General features: G+C 76.2%; 17 protein-coding genes. 11 read left to right on the top strand and 6 right to left on the bottom strand.

The genetic code is table 11. The annotated features are described in order from the left end of the window. Positions 1–209: 209 nt before the first annotated feature. The 3 genes from VGB14_13690 to VGB14_13680 all read left to right on the top strand — a co-directional run bounded on the left by VGB14_13690 (position 210) and on the right by VGB14_13680 (position 2,940). Positions 210–1,253 carry a diguanylate cyclase gene (locus VGB14_13690; protein ID HEX9993976.1) on the top strand — a complete coding sequence of 348 codons (1,044 nt, stop codon included), beginning with the start codon at positions 210–212 and terminating at the stop codon, positions 1,251–1,253. 78 nt (positions 1,254–1,331) lie between these two features. Beyond that, a complete protein-coding gene (locus VGB14_13685; GenBank protein ID HEX9993975.1) occupies positions 1,332–2,000 on the top strand; it encodes a TasA family protein in 669 nt (222 codons plus the stop codon). A gap of 49 nt (positions 2,001–2,049) precedes the next feature. Then, positions 2,050–2,940 (top strand): hypothetical protein, encoded by an 891-nt coding sequence (locus tag VGB14_13680; protein HEX9993974.1) that lies wholly within the window; start codon positions 2,050–2,052, stop codon positions 2,938–2,940. Positions 2,941–2,950: 10 nt separating this feature from the next. On the opposite strand, the gene VGB14_13675 is transcribed toward VGB14_13680, so the two are convergent. Further along, a complete protein-coding gene (locus tag VGB14_13675) occupies positions 2,951–4,810 on the bottom strand; it encodes a glycoside hydrolase family 15 protein (GenBank protein HEX9993973.1) in 1,860 nt (619 codons plus the stop codon). Positions 4,811–4,891: 81 nt separating this feature from the next. Here VGB14_13675 and VGB14_13670 point away from each other — a divergent pair, with 81 nt between their 5' ends. Both VGB14_13670 and VGB14_13665 read left to right on the top strand, forming a co-directional pair. After that, complete coding sequence (locus VGB14_13670) at positions 4,892–5,647, top strand: SDR family NAD(P)-dependent oxidoreductase (GenBank protein ID HEX9993972.1); 756 nt, start codon at positions 4,892–4,894, stop codon at positions 5,645–5,647. Continuing rightward, complete coding sequence (locus VGB14_13665; GenBank protein ID HEX9993971.1) at positions 5,644–6,108, top strand: nuclear transport factor 2 family protein; 465 nt, start codon at positions 5,644–5,646, stop codon at positions 6,106–6,108. Before VGB14_13670 ends, VGB14_13665 begins: the two co-directional genes overlap by 4 nt. Positions 6,109–6,117: 9 nt before the next feature. Here VGB14_13665 and VGB14_13660 read toward each other — a convergent pair whose 3' ends face one another. After that, complete coding sequence (locus tag VGB14_13660) at positions 6,118–7,428, bottom strand: sulfatase (protein HEX9993970.1); 1,311 nt, start codon at positions 7,426–7,428, stop codon at positions 6,118–6,120. Positions 7,429–7,517: 89 nt separating this feature from the next. Between VGB14_13660 and VGB14_13655 the strand changes: the two genes are divergently transcribed. From VGB14_13655 to VGB14_13645, 3 genes are read left to right on the top strand one after another with little or no spacing between them, the layout of a single operon-like run. Beyond that, positions 7,518–7,886, top strand: coding sequence for a hypothetical protein (locus VGB14_13655; protein ID HEX9993969.1), 369 nt, complete (start codon positions 7,518–7,520; stop codon positions 7,884–7,886). An 11-nt stretch (positions 7,887–7,897) separates the two neighbouring features. Continuing rightward, entirely contained in the window at positions 7,898–8,380 is a 483-nt protein-coding gene (locus tag VGB14_13650) for a hypothetical protein (GenBank protein HEX9993968.1), read from the top strand. A gap of 28 nt (positions 8,381–8,408) precedes the next feature. After that, positions 8,409–8,750: a TfoX/Sxy family protein gene (locus VGB14_13645; GenBank protein HEX9993967.1), complete on the top strand. Its 342-nt coding sequence runs from the start codon at positions 8,409–8,411 to the stop codon at positions 8,748–8,750. Between the two features lie 19 nt (positions 8,751–8,769). Here VGB14_13645 and VGB14_13640 read toward each other — a convergent pair whose 3' ends face one another. Both VGB14_13640 and VGB14_13635 read right to left on the bottom strand, forming a co-directional pair. Then, positions 8,770–9,495 carry an alternative oxidase gene (locus VGB14_13640; protein ID HEX9993966.1) on the bottom strand — a complete coding sequence of 242 codons (726 nt, stop codon included), beginning with the start codon at positions 9,493–9,495 and terminating at the stop codon, positions 8,770–8,772. A 50-nt stretch (positions 9,496–9,545) separates the two neighbouring features. Beyond that, positions 9,546–10,292, bottom strand: a complete 747-nt coding sequence (locus VGB14_13635) for an RIO1 family regulatory kinase/ATPase (GenBank protein ID HEX9993965.1) — start codon at positions 10,290–10,292, stop codon at positions 9,546–9,548. Positions 10,293–10,690: 398 nt separating this feature from the next. On the opposite strand from VGB14_13635, the gene VGB14_13630 reads away from it, so the two are divergent. Beyond that, positions 10,691–11,482 (top strand): sigma-70 family RNA polymerase sigma factor, encoded by a 792-nt coding sequence (locus VGB14_13630; GenBank protein ID HEX9993964.1) that lies wholly within the window; start codon positions 10,691–10,693, stop codon positions 11,480–11,482. Here the strand turns inward: VGB14_13630 and VGB14_13625 are convergent. Further along, entirely contained in the window at positions 11,387–11,626 is a 240-nt protein-coding gene (locus VGB14_13625; protein HEX9993963.1) for a hypothetical protein, read from the bottom strand. The genes VGB14_13630 and VGB14_13625 overlap by 96 nt on opposite strands. A 17-nt stretch (positions 11,627–11,643) precedes the next feature. Between VGB14_13625 and VGB14_13620 the strand changes: the two genes are divergently transcribed. Continuing rightward, positions 11,644–12,081 carry a GAF domain-containing protein gene (locus VGB14_13620; GenBank protein ID HEX9993962.1) on the top strand — a complete coding sequence of 146 codons (438 nt, stop codon included), beginning with the start codon at positions 11,644–11,646 and terminating at the stop codon, positions 12,079–12,081. After that, positions 12,078–12,968, top strand: coding sequence for a S8 family serine peptidase (locus tag VGB14_13615; protein ID HEX9993961.1), 891 nt, complete (start codon positions 12,078–12,080; stop codon positions 12,966–12,968). Before VGB14_13620 ends, VGB14_13615 begins: the two co-directional genes overlap by 4 nt. On the opposite strand, the gene VGB14_13610 is transcribed toward VGB14_13615, so the two are convergent. Beyond that, positions 12,922–14,564: hypothetical protein (locus VGB14_13610; protein ID HEX9993960.1), on the bottom strand; the 1,643-nt coding region annotated here is incomplete at its 5' end. The genes VGB14_13615 and VGB14_13610 overlap by 47 nt on opposite strands.

The raw sequence follows: 14,564 nt of genomic DNA, 5'->3' as shown, positions 1-14,564 counted from the left end.
TCAACATCCACACCACCGAGTTCCCCAACGGCGCCATCCGCGACCAGCTCACCCAGCGCAGCTGACCCGCTGCGCGCCCACCCCCGCCCCCGTGCCGGCACCGCCGGCGGGGGCGGCGGGTGACGGGACGCGGCAACGCCGTCCCCGGACGAAGGACCGCCGTGAGGCATCGGAGCGACCCAGGGCGGCGGCGGGACGAGGCGGGGCCCGTGCGGCGCGCCCGCGACCCGGGCGACCCGTTGGCGGGGCTGGCCGGTGGGCTCCCCGTCCCGGTCCTGATGGTCGACGCCGCGCTGTGCCTCGTCGCCGCCAACGCCGCCTGGCGCGACCTCTTCGGCCTGGCCGACGGCGTCGGTGGGCGCGGGTGGCTGGCCCCGTTCGACCGGGCGACGCGCGGGCGGGTCGAGGACCACGTCCGGCGGGCGGCCCCCGACGGCATCGAGGTCGCGCACGGCGACGGGCAGGGCCGGTGGGCCACCCTGTGGTCGGGGCCGGCCGACGCCGACGACCCCGACGACGAGCGGCTCGTGGTCGTCGCCGTCGACGTCACCGACGCCCGGCGCCGGGAGGCGGCGCTCGCCTTCGACTCCACCCACGACCCGCTGACCGGGCTCCAGAACCGCTCGGCGGTGCTCGACAAGACCTCGTGGGCCATCGCCCGGCTGGGCCGGCGCCCGTCGGTGGTCGCCGTGCTGTTCGTCGACCTCGACCACTTCAAGGACGTGAACGACCGGTACGGGCACCGGACCGGCGACGAGGTGCTGGTCGCCCTGGCCGGGCGGCTGGCCGGCGCCGTGCGGCCCTCCGACGTGGTCGGCCGGGTCGGCGGCGACGAGTTCGTGGTGCTGTGCGAGGGCCTCGCGGGCGAGGACGAGGCCGCCTCGGTGGCCGACCGCCTGGTGTCGGCCGTCGGCGCCCCCCTGGTCGTCGCCCACGGCATCGAGGTGACCGTGGGCGCGACGGTCGGCGTGGCCGTCACGTCGTCCCACCGGGACGACGCCGTGGCGCTGGTCGACCGGGCCGACCGGGCCATGTACGCGGCCAAGCGGGGCCACCAGCGGACGGCCGGCCCGCCCCCGGACGACCACGCCTCGACCGTCGCCGCCCACCTCAGCGGGGTCGAGCGGCGGCTGCGCCGCGGCTGGGCCGGCTCGCTGGCCGGCGGCGACCCCGACGCGGCCAGCCGGTGGCTGACGGCCGGCGCGCTCGTGCGCCGGGCGACGATCGTGCTCCGGGGCGACGCCCACGGCTGACGGGGCCGGCGGGCCCGGCCGGCCCGGCGGAGTCGGAAGAATCGGCGAGTTCGGCTCATCCGGCGGAGCCGGCGGCCGATGGCCATCGTGGTGGCCCGGACGATCGCGACCCTGGTCGGCGGGGGCCGCCGGCGCTCCGGCCCGGACCCTCGCCACCAGCGGCTGCTCCTCACCCTGGCGACGATCGGTGCGGCCGCCGCCCTGGTCGGCGGCGGCACGTACGCCACGTTCACGTCGGCGGCCTCGGCCGGCGGCGGCGCCTCGACCGGCACCGTGGTGATCGCCCTCGGCGCCCCGGGCACCTCCGCCAACCGGCTGACCGTCGGCGCCGCCGGCCTCGCCCCCGGAGACAGCGCGCAGCGCAGCGTCGACGTGGTCAACACGGGCAGCGTGGCCCTCTCGGCCGTCGCCCTCACCACGACGGCCACCACGAGCTCGCTCCTCGACACCGACACCACCAACGGGCTCCAGCTGGTCGTCGCCCGGTGCTCGGTGCCGTGGACCGAGGCGGGCACGGCCCCGGCGTACACGTACACCTGCGCGGGGACCACGTCGACGGTCATCGCCTCGCGGCCCGTCGTCGGCGCCAACCTGGCGATGCCCGGCCTGGTCACGTCGCCGGGGACCACCAACCACCTGCGGGTGACGGTCTCGCTGCCGTCGACGGCCGGCGTGGCCTTCCAGGGCAGGACGTCGACGATCGCCTTCACCTTCACCGCCGCCCAGCGGGCCGCCGCCAGCCGCTGACCTCCGCCGGGCCGGGAACCGGTGACGGCCGGCCGGCGTCACAGGAGGCATGAGGCTCGCCCGGGTGCTGTGCGTCGTGCTCGTCGCCGTGACCGGCGCCTGCGGGGCCGACGGTCGCGTGATCGGGACGGCCGCCGAGCCGACCGGCGGCGGGCCGCCCCCCGGCGAGGACCCTGGAGGGCCGATCCCGGCCCCGCCCCCCGTCACCGTCCGGGCCGGGACGACCGAGCTCGAGCTGCGCCCCTGGACCTACTGCTACGGCAACGGGTGCGCCGACGGCATCCCGCCCTCCGACCCCCCCGACGTCGGCGCCACCGACCGCGTCGAGGTCGCCTACCCGCTCCCCGGCTGGCGCTTCGGCGCCACGTTCCGGGCCGTCGGCTCCGAGTGCCCGCGCCAGCAGGAGGTGGCCCTCGAGCACGAGGCCGACGGCACGTGGTCGCTCGGGCCCGCCGGCCCCGCCGGCACCTACGACGTCACCCTGTTCGGCCAGGGCGACGGCGACCTGTTCGTCACCTTCCGGTGGACCACGCCCCGCGACGGCCCGATGCCCACGCCGGCCGCCCGCCTCGCCGTCGTCGCCGACCACGACGGCCGCCCCGACAGCTACGGCGTCGAGCTCGAGCTGTCGAGCCTGGCGGCCACGCCCGACGAGGCGGTGGCGACCGTGACCGTCCGGGCCGCGAATGGCCGGTCGACCACGTTCACCGCCACCCGCGCCCCCGGGTGCATCGCCGAGGGCACCGTCTACTGGGACGGCCCCGACGCCGACGGCCTGGCCGCCGCCGCGCTCGGCGACCCGCCGTTCACCTACGAGGTCGAGGTCGTCCTCGACGGCACGCGGCACCGGGCCACGGCGGTCTGGCCGGACGACCAGATCGAGGGCAACGAGCCGTCCGTGGCGCTCGCCTTCGACCCCGCCCTGCCCGCCCTGCGCTGAGCGAGGCGGGTCAGGGGCGCAGGTCGGCGCCGTCCTCGGCCCTGATCAGGTGGAGCACGGCGTTGATCAGCGCAAGGTGGGTGAACGCCTGCGGGAAGTTGCCGAGATGGCGACCGGTGCGCGGGTCGATCTCCTCGGCGTAGAGCTCGAGCGGGCTGGCGAGCGACAGCAGCTTCTCGCACAGGGCCCTGGCCCGCTCCACCTCGCCGATCTCGGCGAGCGCCTCGACCAGCCAGAACGAGCAGATCGTGAACGTGCCCTCCTCGCCGGAGAGTCCGTCGTCGGTCTGCTTGGCCAGGTAGCGGCGGACCAGCCCGTCCTCGCTCAGCTCGTCGGCGATCGCGAGCACGGTGGCCCGCAGCCGGCGGTCGTCGGCCGGCAGGAAGTGGACCAGCGCCATGAGGAGCACCGACGCGTCGAGGGCGTCGCTCCCGTAGTGCTGGGTGAACACGCCCCGGTCGTCCACGCCGTTGGCGCACACGTCCTCGTGGATCTCGGCGGCCACGGCGTCCCAGCGCTCCGCCCGCTCGTGGTCGCCCCGCATGCGGGCGAGGCGGGCGCCCCGGTCGACGGCCACCCAGCACATCACCTTCGACGACGTGAAGTGCCGGGGCTCGCCCCGCACCTCCCAGACCCCCCGGTCCGGCTCCCGCCAGTGGGCGATGGCGGCCTCGACCTGGCGGACGAGGATGGGCCAGATGCGGTCGTCGAGGCGGTCGGCCGAGGTCGTGTGGATGTAGACCGAGTCGAGCACGGCGCCCCACACGTCGTGCTGGCGCTGGAGGTGGGCGCCGTTGCCGACCCGCACGGGGCGGGCGCCGTCGTAGCCGTCGAGGTGGTCGAGGGTGCGCTCCTCGAGGCTGGCCTCGCCGCCGACCCCGTACATCACCTGCAGCTCGTCGTCGCGCTCGGCCACGTCGGCCACGAACCAGAAGAAGTCGTCGGCCTCCCAGTCGAAGCCGAGCGAGTACAGGCCCCACAGGGCGAACGTCGAGTCCCTGATCCAGCTGTAGCGGTAGTCCCAGTTGCGCTCGCCACCCGGGGTCTCGGGGAGCGACGTGGTGGCGGCGGCGACGATCGCCCCGGTCGGGGCGAAGGTCAGGCCCTTCAGGGTGAGCGCGCTGCGCTGGAGGTGCTTGCGCCACGGGTGGTCGGGGAACTGCCCCCTGGCCAGCCAGTGCTGCCAGTGGTGGGCCGTCCAGACGAGCCGGCCCTCCGCCTCCTCCATCGTCGTCGGCGGCGGGTGCTCGCTCCACGACAGCGCGCAGAACCGGGACTCGCCCTCCTTCAGCAGCGTCCTCGCCATGGCCCGCGGCCCCTCGATGCCGAGGCGCAGGTCGGTCGTCAGCAGGAGGTCGGGCTCGGTCCCGCTCCCGTCGGCCCTCACCTGGTGGTAGGCCCGGTCGGTGTAGGACCAGCGGGCCGGGCGGCGGCCGTAGTCGAAGCGGGGCTCGCACTCGACGACGATCTGGACCTCGCCGTTGACGCAGCGGATGGTGCGGAGCAGGACGTGGTCGGCGTCGTAGTCGGTCGGCGCCCGGCGGTGGGTCCTCGACAGCTCGTCCTCGTGGTGCCACGGCCCGATCAGGAGGACGTCGCGCACGATCACCCAGCCCGTCGACGTGCCCCAGCTGGTCTCGAGCACCATCGTGCCCGGCAGGTAGCGGCGGGCCGCCGGCACCCGGGTGTCGGCCGGCGCCACCCGGAACCGGCCGGCGTGGCGGTCGAGGATGGCCCCGAACACGCTCGGCGAGTCGATCCTCGGCAGGCACAGCCACTCCACGTCCCCACTCGGGGCGACGAGCGCCGTCGTCTCGCAGTCCGACAGGAACCCGTAGTCGGCGATGGGCGGGAACGGCGAGGCGCTCACCCGCCCCACTCTCGCACCCGGCGCCACCGCTGTCACCGCCGGCCACGTTGGCGGGCGAGGGTCGCGGGGGAGACTTCCGGCATGGCTCGTTTCGACGGCAAGGTCGCGTTCGTCACCGGAGGGGCGTCGGGGTTGGGGGAGGCGGGGGCGCGACGGTTCGCCGACGAGGGGGCGAAGGTCGTCGTCGCCGACATCGACCGGGAGGGCGCCGAGCGGGTCGCCGCCTCGCTCCCCGACGCGATCGCCGTCGCCGTCGACACCAGCTCCTCGTCCTCGGTGGCCGACGGGATCGCCGCCGCCGTCGAGCGCTACGGCCGGGTCGACGTGATCTTCAACAACGCCGGCATCGCCGGGAAGCAACAGCCCCTCCACGAGATGGAGGACGAGAACTGGCAGGCCGTCATGGGCGTCAACGCCGACGGCGTGTTCCACGTGCTGAAGCACGGCATCGCGGCGATGCTCCGCACCGGCGGCGGGGCCGTCGTGAACATGTCGTCGACGGCCGGCATCGCCGCCCAGGTCAACATCTCGCCCTACACCTTCGCCAAGGCCGGTGTGGTCGGGCTCACCCAGTCGGCCGCCATCGAGTACGCCGCCCACGGCATCAGGGTCAACGCCGTCGCCCCGACGGCCGTGCGCACCGAGCTGGTGCGCCAGCACATCGAGCGGGCGCCCGACCCCGAGCAGATGCGGAACCTGCTCGAGACGTTCAACCCCATGCCGGGGATGCCCGACCCCGAGGACGTCGCCTCGGTGGTCGCCTTCCTCGCGTCCGACGACGCCCGCTGGGTGACCGGCGTGACCGTCCCGATCGACGGGGGGTACTGCGCCCGATGAGCACCGCCGACGACCTCGCCGCCGTCCGCCAGCTGAAGGTCGACTACGCCGTGGCCACCGACGCCATCGCCGCCGGCGACACGGCGGCCGGCCTCGCCGTCTACCGCGAGGCGTTCACGCCCGACGCCCGCATCTCGGCGGGGTTCGACCCGGCCGCGCCCGACGTCGTGGCGACCGGGCCCGAGGAGTGGGCGGCGGCCTGCGAGGCCTCGTTCGCCCCCTTCTCCGGCGCCCACCACCTGATCGGCTCCCTCGACGCCCGCGCCGACGGCGCCGACCCCGACCGGGCCACCCTGACCGCCTACCTCACGGCCACGATGCTGCCGAGCGAGGGCCGGGACCTCACGAGGATCCTCGGCACCTACCACGACGTGGCCGTGCGCCGCGACGGCCGCTGGCGGATCGCCGAGAGCTTCCTCCGCTACTTCTCGATCGAGTCCGGCCCCCGCGTCGCCCCCTGAGCGGCCGGGCTACGAGCCCGTGACGCAGGTGGCGCCGGCGCAGGTGGCGAGCCGGGCCAGCGCCCCGGCGAGGCGGCGCTCCGCCTCGGCGTAGGCGGGGTCGCCGGCCCGGTTCTCGAGCTGGTAGGGGTCGGCGTCGAGGTCGTACAGCTCGCGCTGGCCGTCGTGGTACTGCACGAACGCGTACCTCGGCGTCCGCACGCCCCGGTACCCGCCCTCGGCCGTCGGCGAGGACTCGATCAGCACCTGCCGGCCGAGGCCGGCGCCGGGGTCCGTGGCGATCGGCACGAGCGAGCGCCCGTCGAGCGGGTGGCCGGGGACGGCGCCGGCCAGCTCGACGATCGTGGCCGCGAGGTCGACGTTGGCGACCAGCCGGGAGACGGTCGCGCCCGCGGGGAACGGGCCGCCCCGGACGACGCCGGTGTCCCGCAGGGCGCCGACGATGGCCGCGACGGCCTCGTCCACCGCCAGCAGCGCCTCGAGCCGCCGCTCGTAGGCGTCGCGGGCGTCGGCGACGTCCCGGGCGTCGAGCAGGGGGAGGGTCGACACGAAGGTCGGCTTGTCGGACACGTCGGCCTCGTTGAACGACGGCGGGGTCGGCAGGGCGACGCCGTCGAGGGCGCCGGCGTGGCGGGGGGCGGGCACCGGGTCGACCGAGTGGGGCGCGTGCGGCTCGAAGAGCAGGAAGAACGGCTCGGGCGCGGCGGCCCTGGCCCGGATGACATCGACGGCGTGCCGGGCGAAGACGTCGGTGGAGTAGTCCTCCTCCGCGTGGCCGAAGGCGACCACCTCGCCGTCGTCGTCCACCGTGTAGTCGAAGTAGGAGCCGTTGTCCGGCGAGGAGATCCACGCGAACCAGTCGTCCCAGCCGGGCGGGACGTCCGGCGGCCGGCACCGCCCGTACTGGTTCAGGTACTTGCCGACCTGGGCGGTGGCGTAGCCGGCCTCGTGGAGCCACACGGGGAGCGTGTCCGTGGGGTCGAGGGCGCAGTAGCCGCCGTCGGGCGCCTGGTTCGAGACGACGCCGTGGTTGTGCGAGTACTGGCCGGTGAGGAACGTCGCCCGCGACGGGCAGCACAGCGGGTAGCTGACGACGGCCTCCGCGAACGTCGTCCCCTTGGCCCCGCCGACGAGCCGGTTGGTAGCCGCCATCACCCACTGGTTCCCGACGGCCTCGTCGTCGGTCATCACGACCACGACGTTCGGGCGGGGGTCGGCGGTCGCCGCCGCCGGCACCGGCCGGGCACCGGCGGGCAGGGCGGCCGCGACGACGGCGGCGAGGACGAGGAGGCGGGGGCGGGGGCGGCGTCGGTCCGGCACGTTCGACGAGACGGCCGCCGCCGCCCCCGGTTACACGGCCCACCGGCCGCGGCCCTGTAACCGGCCGCCCGGCCCACCGTCGTGGAGGCATGCGCCGCCTCCTCGCCATCACCGCCCTCGCCGCCGTCCTCGCCGCCGCCCCATCGGGGCCGGCGTCCGCGGCGCCGTCCACGGGCCGGCTCCGCACGCTCGACTGCGGCGCGGCCGGCACGATCGTGGTCGAGCTCGGGCCGGCCGAGTTCCTCTCCACGGCGGCGGCCGCCATCCACGTCGTGCCCGGCACCGACGTGCTGCTGCCCCGCCGGGTCGTCGTCACCACGCCGGAAGGGGACACGTTCGTCGTCCTCGACAAGCCCATCCCGCCCGCCCAGGCCGACCGGGTCGTGACGTGCTCCTACGTCGACCCCGCCGGCCTCCAGGTCACCCTCACCGCCCTCCTCACCCCCGCCCCGCGCTGAGAGGAGCACCGATGCCCCGCACCGCCCCCCGCCGCGCCGCGGCCGCCGCCGTCGTCGCGGCCGTCGCCCTCCTCACCCTGGCCCCCGTCGCCGCGGCGGCCGGGCGGCCGGCCGACCGGTGCACGAACGTGGCCGGCACCCTGAGCGGCGTCACCACCCCCGTCGTCGAGGACGGGGTCGTCACCGGCTTCCACGTGGTGGTCACGTCGGCCACCGGGGACCTCGGCGGCACCGTCACGGCCGACCTCGTCCTCGAGCGGTCCATGCCCGGCGGCACCCTCCACGTGGGCGGCGCCCACCACTTCGTGGACACCGCGGTCGGCTCGTTCGAGACCTCGGACCGCATCGTCGTCACCCCGGGCGGGGTCGTCCACGACACGCTCCGGATCGTGAGCGGGGACGTGTCGGGGTTCCTCGTCACCCACGGGACCGTCGACCTCGCCACCGGCGCGCTCGAGCTCGACTACCACGGCCGGGTCTGCTCGGCTCCCTAGAGCGCCGCACCGGCCGTAGCATCGAGGGGTGCCGCGCGACGACGAGCTGGCCGACCGGGTCCGCCTCCTGGTCGGCGCCGAGCCGGGGGTGACCGAGCAGCGCATGTTCGGCGGCATCGCCTTCCTCGTCGGCGGCAACCTGGCGGTGTCGGCCAGCGGGCAGGGCGGGCTGCTGGTGCGGGCCGACCGGGCGGCGTTCGACGAGCTCGTCGCCACGACGCCGGCCGAGCCGATGGAGATGCGAGGCCGGCCCATGCGCGGGTGGCTGAGGGTGGGCGGCGAGCACGTCCGGACCGACGCCGACCTGGCCAGGTGGGTCGGGATCGGCGTCGGCCACGCCCGCTCGCTGCCGGCCAAGCCGGGACCCTGACCGCCCGCCCGGCGGGCCGTCAGCCGAACCGGGGCGCCGCCATCCGGGCCTCGCTCTCCAGGCGGTGCAGGCGCTCGTCGTAGCCGATCTGGCGGAACACGTCGGCGAGGGAGTCGTAGGCGCCGAAGTCGGCGGTGAACTCGCCCTGGTAGGGCACCTGCTCCCACTCGGGGTGCTCCTCGACGAGGTGGGCGTACTCGTGCTCGGCGTGGTCCTCGAAGTCGGCGTTCAGCCGGTACGACCAGGCGGGGCGGACGGCGAACATCATCCAGGACAGCTGGTAGTAGGCGAAGGCCAGCACCTGGGGGACGACCCGGCTGCGCACGAACGACCGCCGGGGGCCGCCCGAGGTCAGCTCCTCGAGGATCAGCAGGTGCCACTGCTCGTTGTCCTGCTCGAAGCGGCTGGTGCGGACCCGGTCGAACACGCGGCGGGCGAACCGGGGCTGCGAGGCGGTGTGGGTGACGGCCACGTAGGCGACGTTCTCCCACGCCTGGTACGGCACCCGGGCGACCAGCTCGAGCACCCGGAACTTCTCGAGGGTGCGCTCCCTGCCGTACAGCAGGTCCATGATCGCGAACAGGAGCCGGGCGCTCAGCGAGTGGCGCCGGCGGGGCGACCGGAGCGACGCCTGCTGCTCGGCGACGAGGCGGTCGTGGTCGAGGTGCTCCATCGGCCCGAACGGGGCGCGCTGCGCGATCGCCCGGCTCACCGGGCCGACGTGGTCCTCGCCGGCAATGGCCATCTCCACCTCCTCGACCGCCCCCTCCTACCCGGTGGCCCGCCGCCCTTGCGTCAGAGCGCGACGAGCTCGGCGAACACCTCGTCGGCGTCGAAGGGGACGCCCCTGGCCCGGAACCAGGTCGCCACGTTGGTGACGTCGCGGTGGAGCAGGTCGAAGGCCTGGAGGTTGGTGCCGACCTCGACGGCCTGGGGGACGTCGATGACCCAGAGCCGGCCGTCCCACCACAGCAGGTTGAACACCGAGAGGTCGGCGTGGACGATGCCGGCGGCGACCATCCGGCGCAGGTCGTCGACGAGCAGGCCGGCCGCCCGGACGAGCCCGGCCCGGTCGAGGCCGGCGTGCACCAGCCGGGGCGCCGCCCGCGTGCGGTCGCCGAGGTACTGCATGAGCACCCCGTCCCCCGTCCGCTCGACCGGCAGGGGGACGGTGACGCCCGCGCCGGCGAGCCGCTGGAGCATGTCGAACTCGTTGTCGCTCCACCCGGCCCGCAGCACGGTGCGGCCCCACGCCGTGCCCTTGGCCGCGGCGCGCCGGTCCCTGCTCTTCGACAGGGTCCGGCCGTCGCGGTAGGCGCGGTCGTGGACGAACGAGGCGGCGCGCTGGAAGCCGAGCGCCTCCAGGTCGCCCTTGTGGCGCACGGCCCTCGGGCGGTAGCGCTTGTGGGCGAGGAGGCAGGACCGCCCGTCCGGGGCGACGCGCTCCACGAGGAACACGTCCGCCTCCTTGCCGGTCTTCAAGGGGCCGAGGTCGTACTCCTCGTACGGCTCCGGTTCGGCGATGAGCCATGCCGCGTGCATGGGAACGCTCCTTCGTCGGGATGGCGGGACGCCTCCCGGCGAAGGACGGCGCTCAGCGAGCGCGCACCGGGAGGAGGGATGCCAGGTCGGGCGTGCGCCTTCGCATCGGGACCTCCTCTCGGCTCGGCCGGCGCCCCACGATCGCCGCGGCGGCCCCGCGGCGCAACCGATTTCCGGGCGGCGTCCGCGGCTCCCGCGGGCGGCGACCGCCCGCGGGAGGCGAGGACGAGCACCGACCACGGCGCGCCACGCCGCTCCGCCGGGCGCGACGGCGCGCCGTGTTCCTCCTGGTTCCCGCCGGTCTGCGCATCCTAGGGCACCGGTGGTCGCGCCGTTCCCGACGGTGGCCGCGTGCATTTAGCACTCACTGCACCGTCGGGGGTCGGTAGCCTGCCGCGATGGACGAGGGGGACGTCCAGGCGAGGGACGGCGCGTGGGTCGAGGCCGTCCTGGCCGGCGACGTCCAGGCCTTCTCCGAGCTCTACCGCGAGTACGCGCCGGTCGTGCGCCGGATCGCGCTCGACCACGTCCACGACGCCCAGACCGCCGACGACGTCGTGTCGGAGACGTTCGTCCGGGCCCTCGAGCGGCTGGCGACGCTCGAGTCCCCCGGCCGGTTCCGCCAGTGGCTGACGACCATCGCCAGGAACCACGCGCGGGACGTGCTGCGGCGCCGCCAGGTGGAGGGGCCGGCCGCCGCCGACGACGGCGTGCCCGAGCCGCGGGCGGCGGCGCTCGGCCCCGAGGAGCTGGCCGAGCTGGCCGAGCTGGCCGAGCTGGTCGACGGCGCGGTCGTCGGCCTCACCAGGAAGGACGCCGTGGCCGTGACGATGATGACCGGCCTCGGGTTCTCCTCGACCGACGTCGCCGCCGCCCTCGCGCTCACGCCCGGCGCGGCGAAGGTGGCCGCCCACCGCGCCCGGCGCCGGCTGCGCCAGTCGCTCGTCCTCCGGGTGCTGGTCCGGGCGCGCGCCACGGACTGCCCCGAGCTCCACCGCCTGATCGCGGAGGGCGACCACGTGCGGGCCGCCCGGCACGCGGACGCGTGCGCGACGTGCCGCACCGCCGCCGCCGTCGAGATCAGCCTCTACGAGCTAGAGCCCGACGACCCGGACGCCACCGTCCCTGAGGGCCTCGACCAGGGACCCGGGCACGGCGGCGGCCCTCCACGCGACGAGGCCGAACCCTGAGGTGTCGTCGTCGTCGTAGGCCCGGGCGATGCCGGGGGCGACGAGCGCGGCGAACAGGCGCCGCTCCTCGTCGTCGAGGTCGTCCCGCACGAAGTCCCTGACCTTCGCCAGCATCCGCTGCGCAGCGGACACGGAGGGGTCCACACGGGCATCATACGGCCGTGACCCGGAGGTCGGACCGGCCGCCGGCCGGGTGGTCGACGGTCCTCGACGTCATCGTGCGCGGCGCCATCGAGGCGACCGAGGCGTCGTCCGGGTGCGTGCTCCTGGTGGAGGGCGGGGAGCTGGTGGTGGCGGCGTCGGCCGGCCGGGAGGGCTGGGAGCCGGCGGTGCGCGAGCCGGCCGGCTACGTGGTCGCCTCGGCCCAGCCGATCGCCCTGTCGCCGTCGGGGGCCGGGCCGGCCGGGGCGGGCGCCGCGCTCGGGGGCGCCACCAGCGTGCTGTGCGTCCCGTGCCCGCACGGCGACGCCGTCGTCGGCGCGCTGGCGGTCGTCGACAAGGCCGACGGCGCCAGCTTCGCCTACGAGGACCTGGAGCTGGCCACCCTGCTCGCCGGCGTGGCCGGCGCCGTCCTCGCGGTGGCGCGGGGCCCGGCGTGACCGGCCGGCGGCTGCCGGCCTGGGCGCGCCCCTCCGAGGACGTGCGCCTCGCGGGGCCGGCATCGCTCGACGACCTGTCGGCGGCGTGGGCGTGGGGCGGCGCCACCGGCCTGGGGGTGCGCGTCGCCGTCGTCGACAGCGGGGTGGACGCCGACCACGAGGCGCTGGACGGCCGGGTGGACGAGGACGGCGGCGTCGAGGTCGTCGCCGGCGCCGACGGCGGGGTCGAGGTGCGCGCCGGGCCCCACCGCGACTCGTTCGGCCACGGGACGGCGTGCGCCGGGATCGTCCACGCCATCGCGCCCGACGCGACCATCACCAGCGTCAAGGTGCTCGGCGACCGCCTCGGCGCCACGGGCGCGGCGTTCGCCCGGGGGCTCGAGTGGGCCGTCGCCGCCCGCTTCGACGTGATCAACCTGTCGCTCGGGACCTCCCGGCGGGACCTCGCGCTGCGGTTCCACGACCTGTGCGACGACGCCTACTTCCACGGGTCGCTGATCGTCACGGCGGCGAGCAACACCGGCCGGCCGAGCTACCCGTCGACGTACGCGTCGGTGGCCAGCGTCGCCTGCAACCTGGCCAGGGACCCGTTCCGCTTCCACTTCAACCCCGACCCGCCGACCGAGTTCCTGGCCCGGGGGGTGGACGTCGAGGCCCCGTGGCGGGCGGGGACGAGGGTGCGCACGACCGGGAACTCGTACGCGGCGGCAACGCTCACCGGCATCGCCGCCCTCGTGCGGTCCAAGCACCCGGACCTGCGGCCGTTCCAGCTGAAGACCGTGCTGTGGGCGACGGCCGCCAACGTGCTCGAGGCCGGCCGCGAGGCGCCGGCCCGGTCGCTCAGCCGGTCGCTCGCCCGCCGCGGGGCCGGTGGAGGGCGTCGTTGACCGACGCCCGCACCCGGTGGGCGACCTCGTCGTCGGTGAGGCGGCGGCCCGTGCGGCGCAGCTCGGCGGCCCGCTCGGCGCCGAGCGCGTCGTCCAGCGCGGCGGCCGTCCCGGCCGTCACCCGGCGGTCGACGGGGTCGGCCAGGTAGGGCGACGGCCGGGCCTCGCTGGCGCCGAGCGCGATCGCCGCCACCTCGTACTGCTCGACCCGGGCGAGGGCGGCGGCGGCGCGGGCCAGGGCGGCGGACAGGAGGGGCCGGTGGCCGAGCCGGTTGAGGTCGTCGACGGCCTCGGCCAGGCGCTCCAGGGCGGCCTGGCGCTGGCCGGCGAGCAGGTGGGTGCGCCCCTGGATGGACAGGGCCTGGCCCCTGAGGGTGTGGGACGCGGCCGTCTCGGCCAGCTTCACCGCCTCCTCCAGGGCGGCGACGGCGGCCTCCGGGTGGGACGACGACCGCGCGTAGCCGTGGGCGGTGAGCGCGTACGAGATCATCGTCGGGCTGCCCAGCTGACGGGCGATCTCGACCGCCTCCTCGCCGAGCGGCTCGGCGTCCTCGGCCTCGCCGACGAGGCAGCGGGCGAAGGCGAGGGCGGCGAGGCTGAACGTCAGCGCCTCGGGGGCGCCGCCGGCGCGGGCGCTGCGCAGCGCCTCCTCGCTCCACCGGCAGGACTCGTCGACCCGGCCGTCGGCGATGGCGGCGAGGCCGAGCACGCGGCGGGGGAGGGGGTCGGGGACGGCCCCGAGCCGCCGCTCGTGCTCGATCGACGACTCCGCCAGGCGGGCCGCCTCGGCCAGGTCGCCCCGCAGCAGCGCGCCCCACGCCGAGCAGGTGAGGACGGCCGGGTAGAGCCGGTGGGCGGCCAGGTCGGGGAGGTCGCCGATGCGCTCGGCCAGCCGGGTGGCGGCCACGAACGCCGGCGTGCCCGGGTGGGCGCGGGCGCCGACCACGAGGCGCACGGCCAGCTCGGTGTCGCCGGCGTCGGCCGCCCAGGCCACCGCCGACCGGAGGTTGTCGACCTCCCTGGCCAGGCGCCGCGACCACAGCGTCTCGTCCGGGCCCTGGAGCCCCACGCCGGCCGTCTCGACGAACCCGGCGTAGTGCTCGGCGTGCCGGCGCTGCGCCGCCGCGGCCTCGCCCGCCTCGGCCAGCCGGGCGGCGGCGTAGAGGCGGATGGTCTCGAGCAGGCCGAAGCGGGTGGCACCGAGCTCGTCGTCGGCCAGGACCAGCGAACGGTCGACGAGCCGGCCGAGCAGGTCCACCACGGCCGGCCGGTCGATGCCGCCCCAGGCGGCGACCGCCTCGGCGCCGGCCAGCGTGAACCCGCCGGCGAACACCGAGCAGCGCCGCAGGACGGCCCGCTCGTCCGCGTCGAGGAGCGAGTGCGACCAGTCGACGGTGGCCAGCAGCGTCTCGTGGCGGTCGACCCCCCGCCGCCCCGACGCCAGCAGCTGGAAGCGCTGGTCCAGGCGGGAGGCGATCTCCTCGGGGGTCATCGACCGGGCCCGCGCCGCGGCGAGCTCCAGGGCGAGCGGGATGCCGTCGAGCTGCCGGCACAGCCGGGCGACGGCCGGCGCGCTCTGCTCGGTGACGTGGAAGC

The sequence above is a fragment of the Acidimicrobiales bacterium genome, assembly GCA_036399815.1.
Lineage (GTDB): Bacteria > Actinomycetota > Acidimicrobiia > Acidimicrobiales > DASWMK01 > DASWMK01.
Note: the sequence above shows the minus strand (reverse complement) of the source record. Positions and strands in the feature narration are given on the sequence as shown.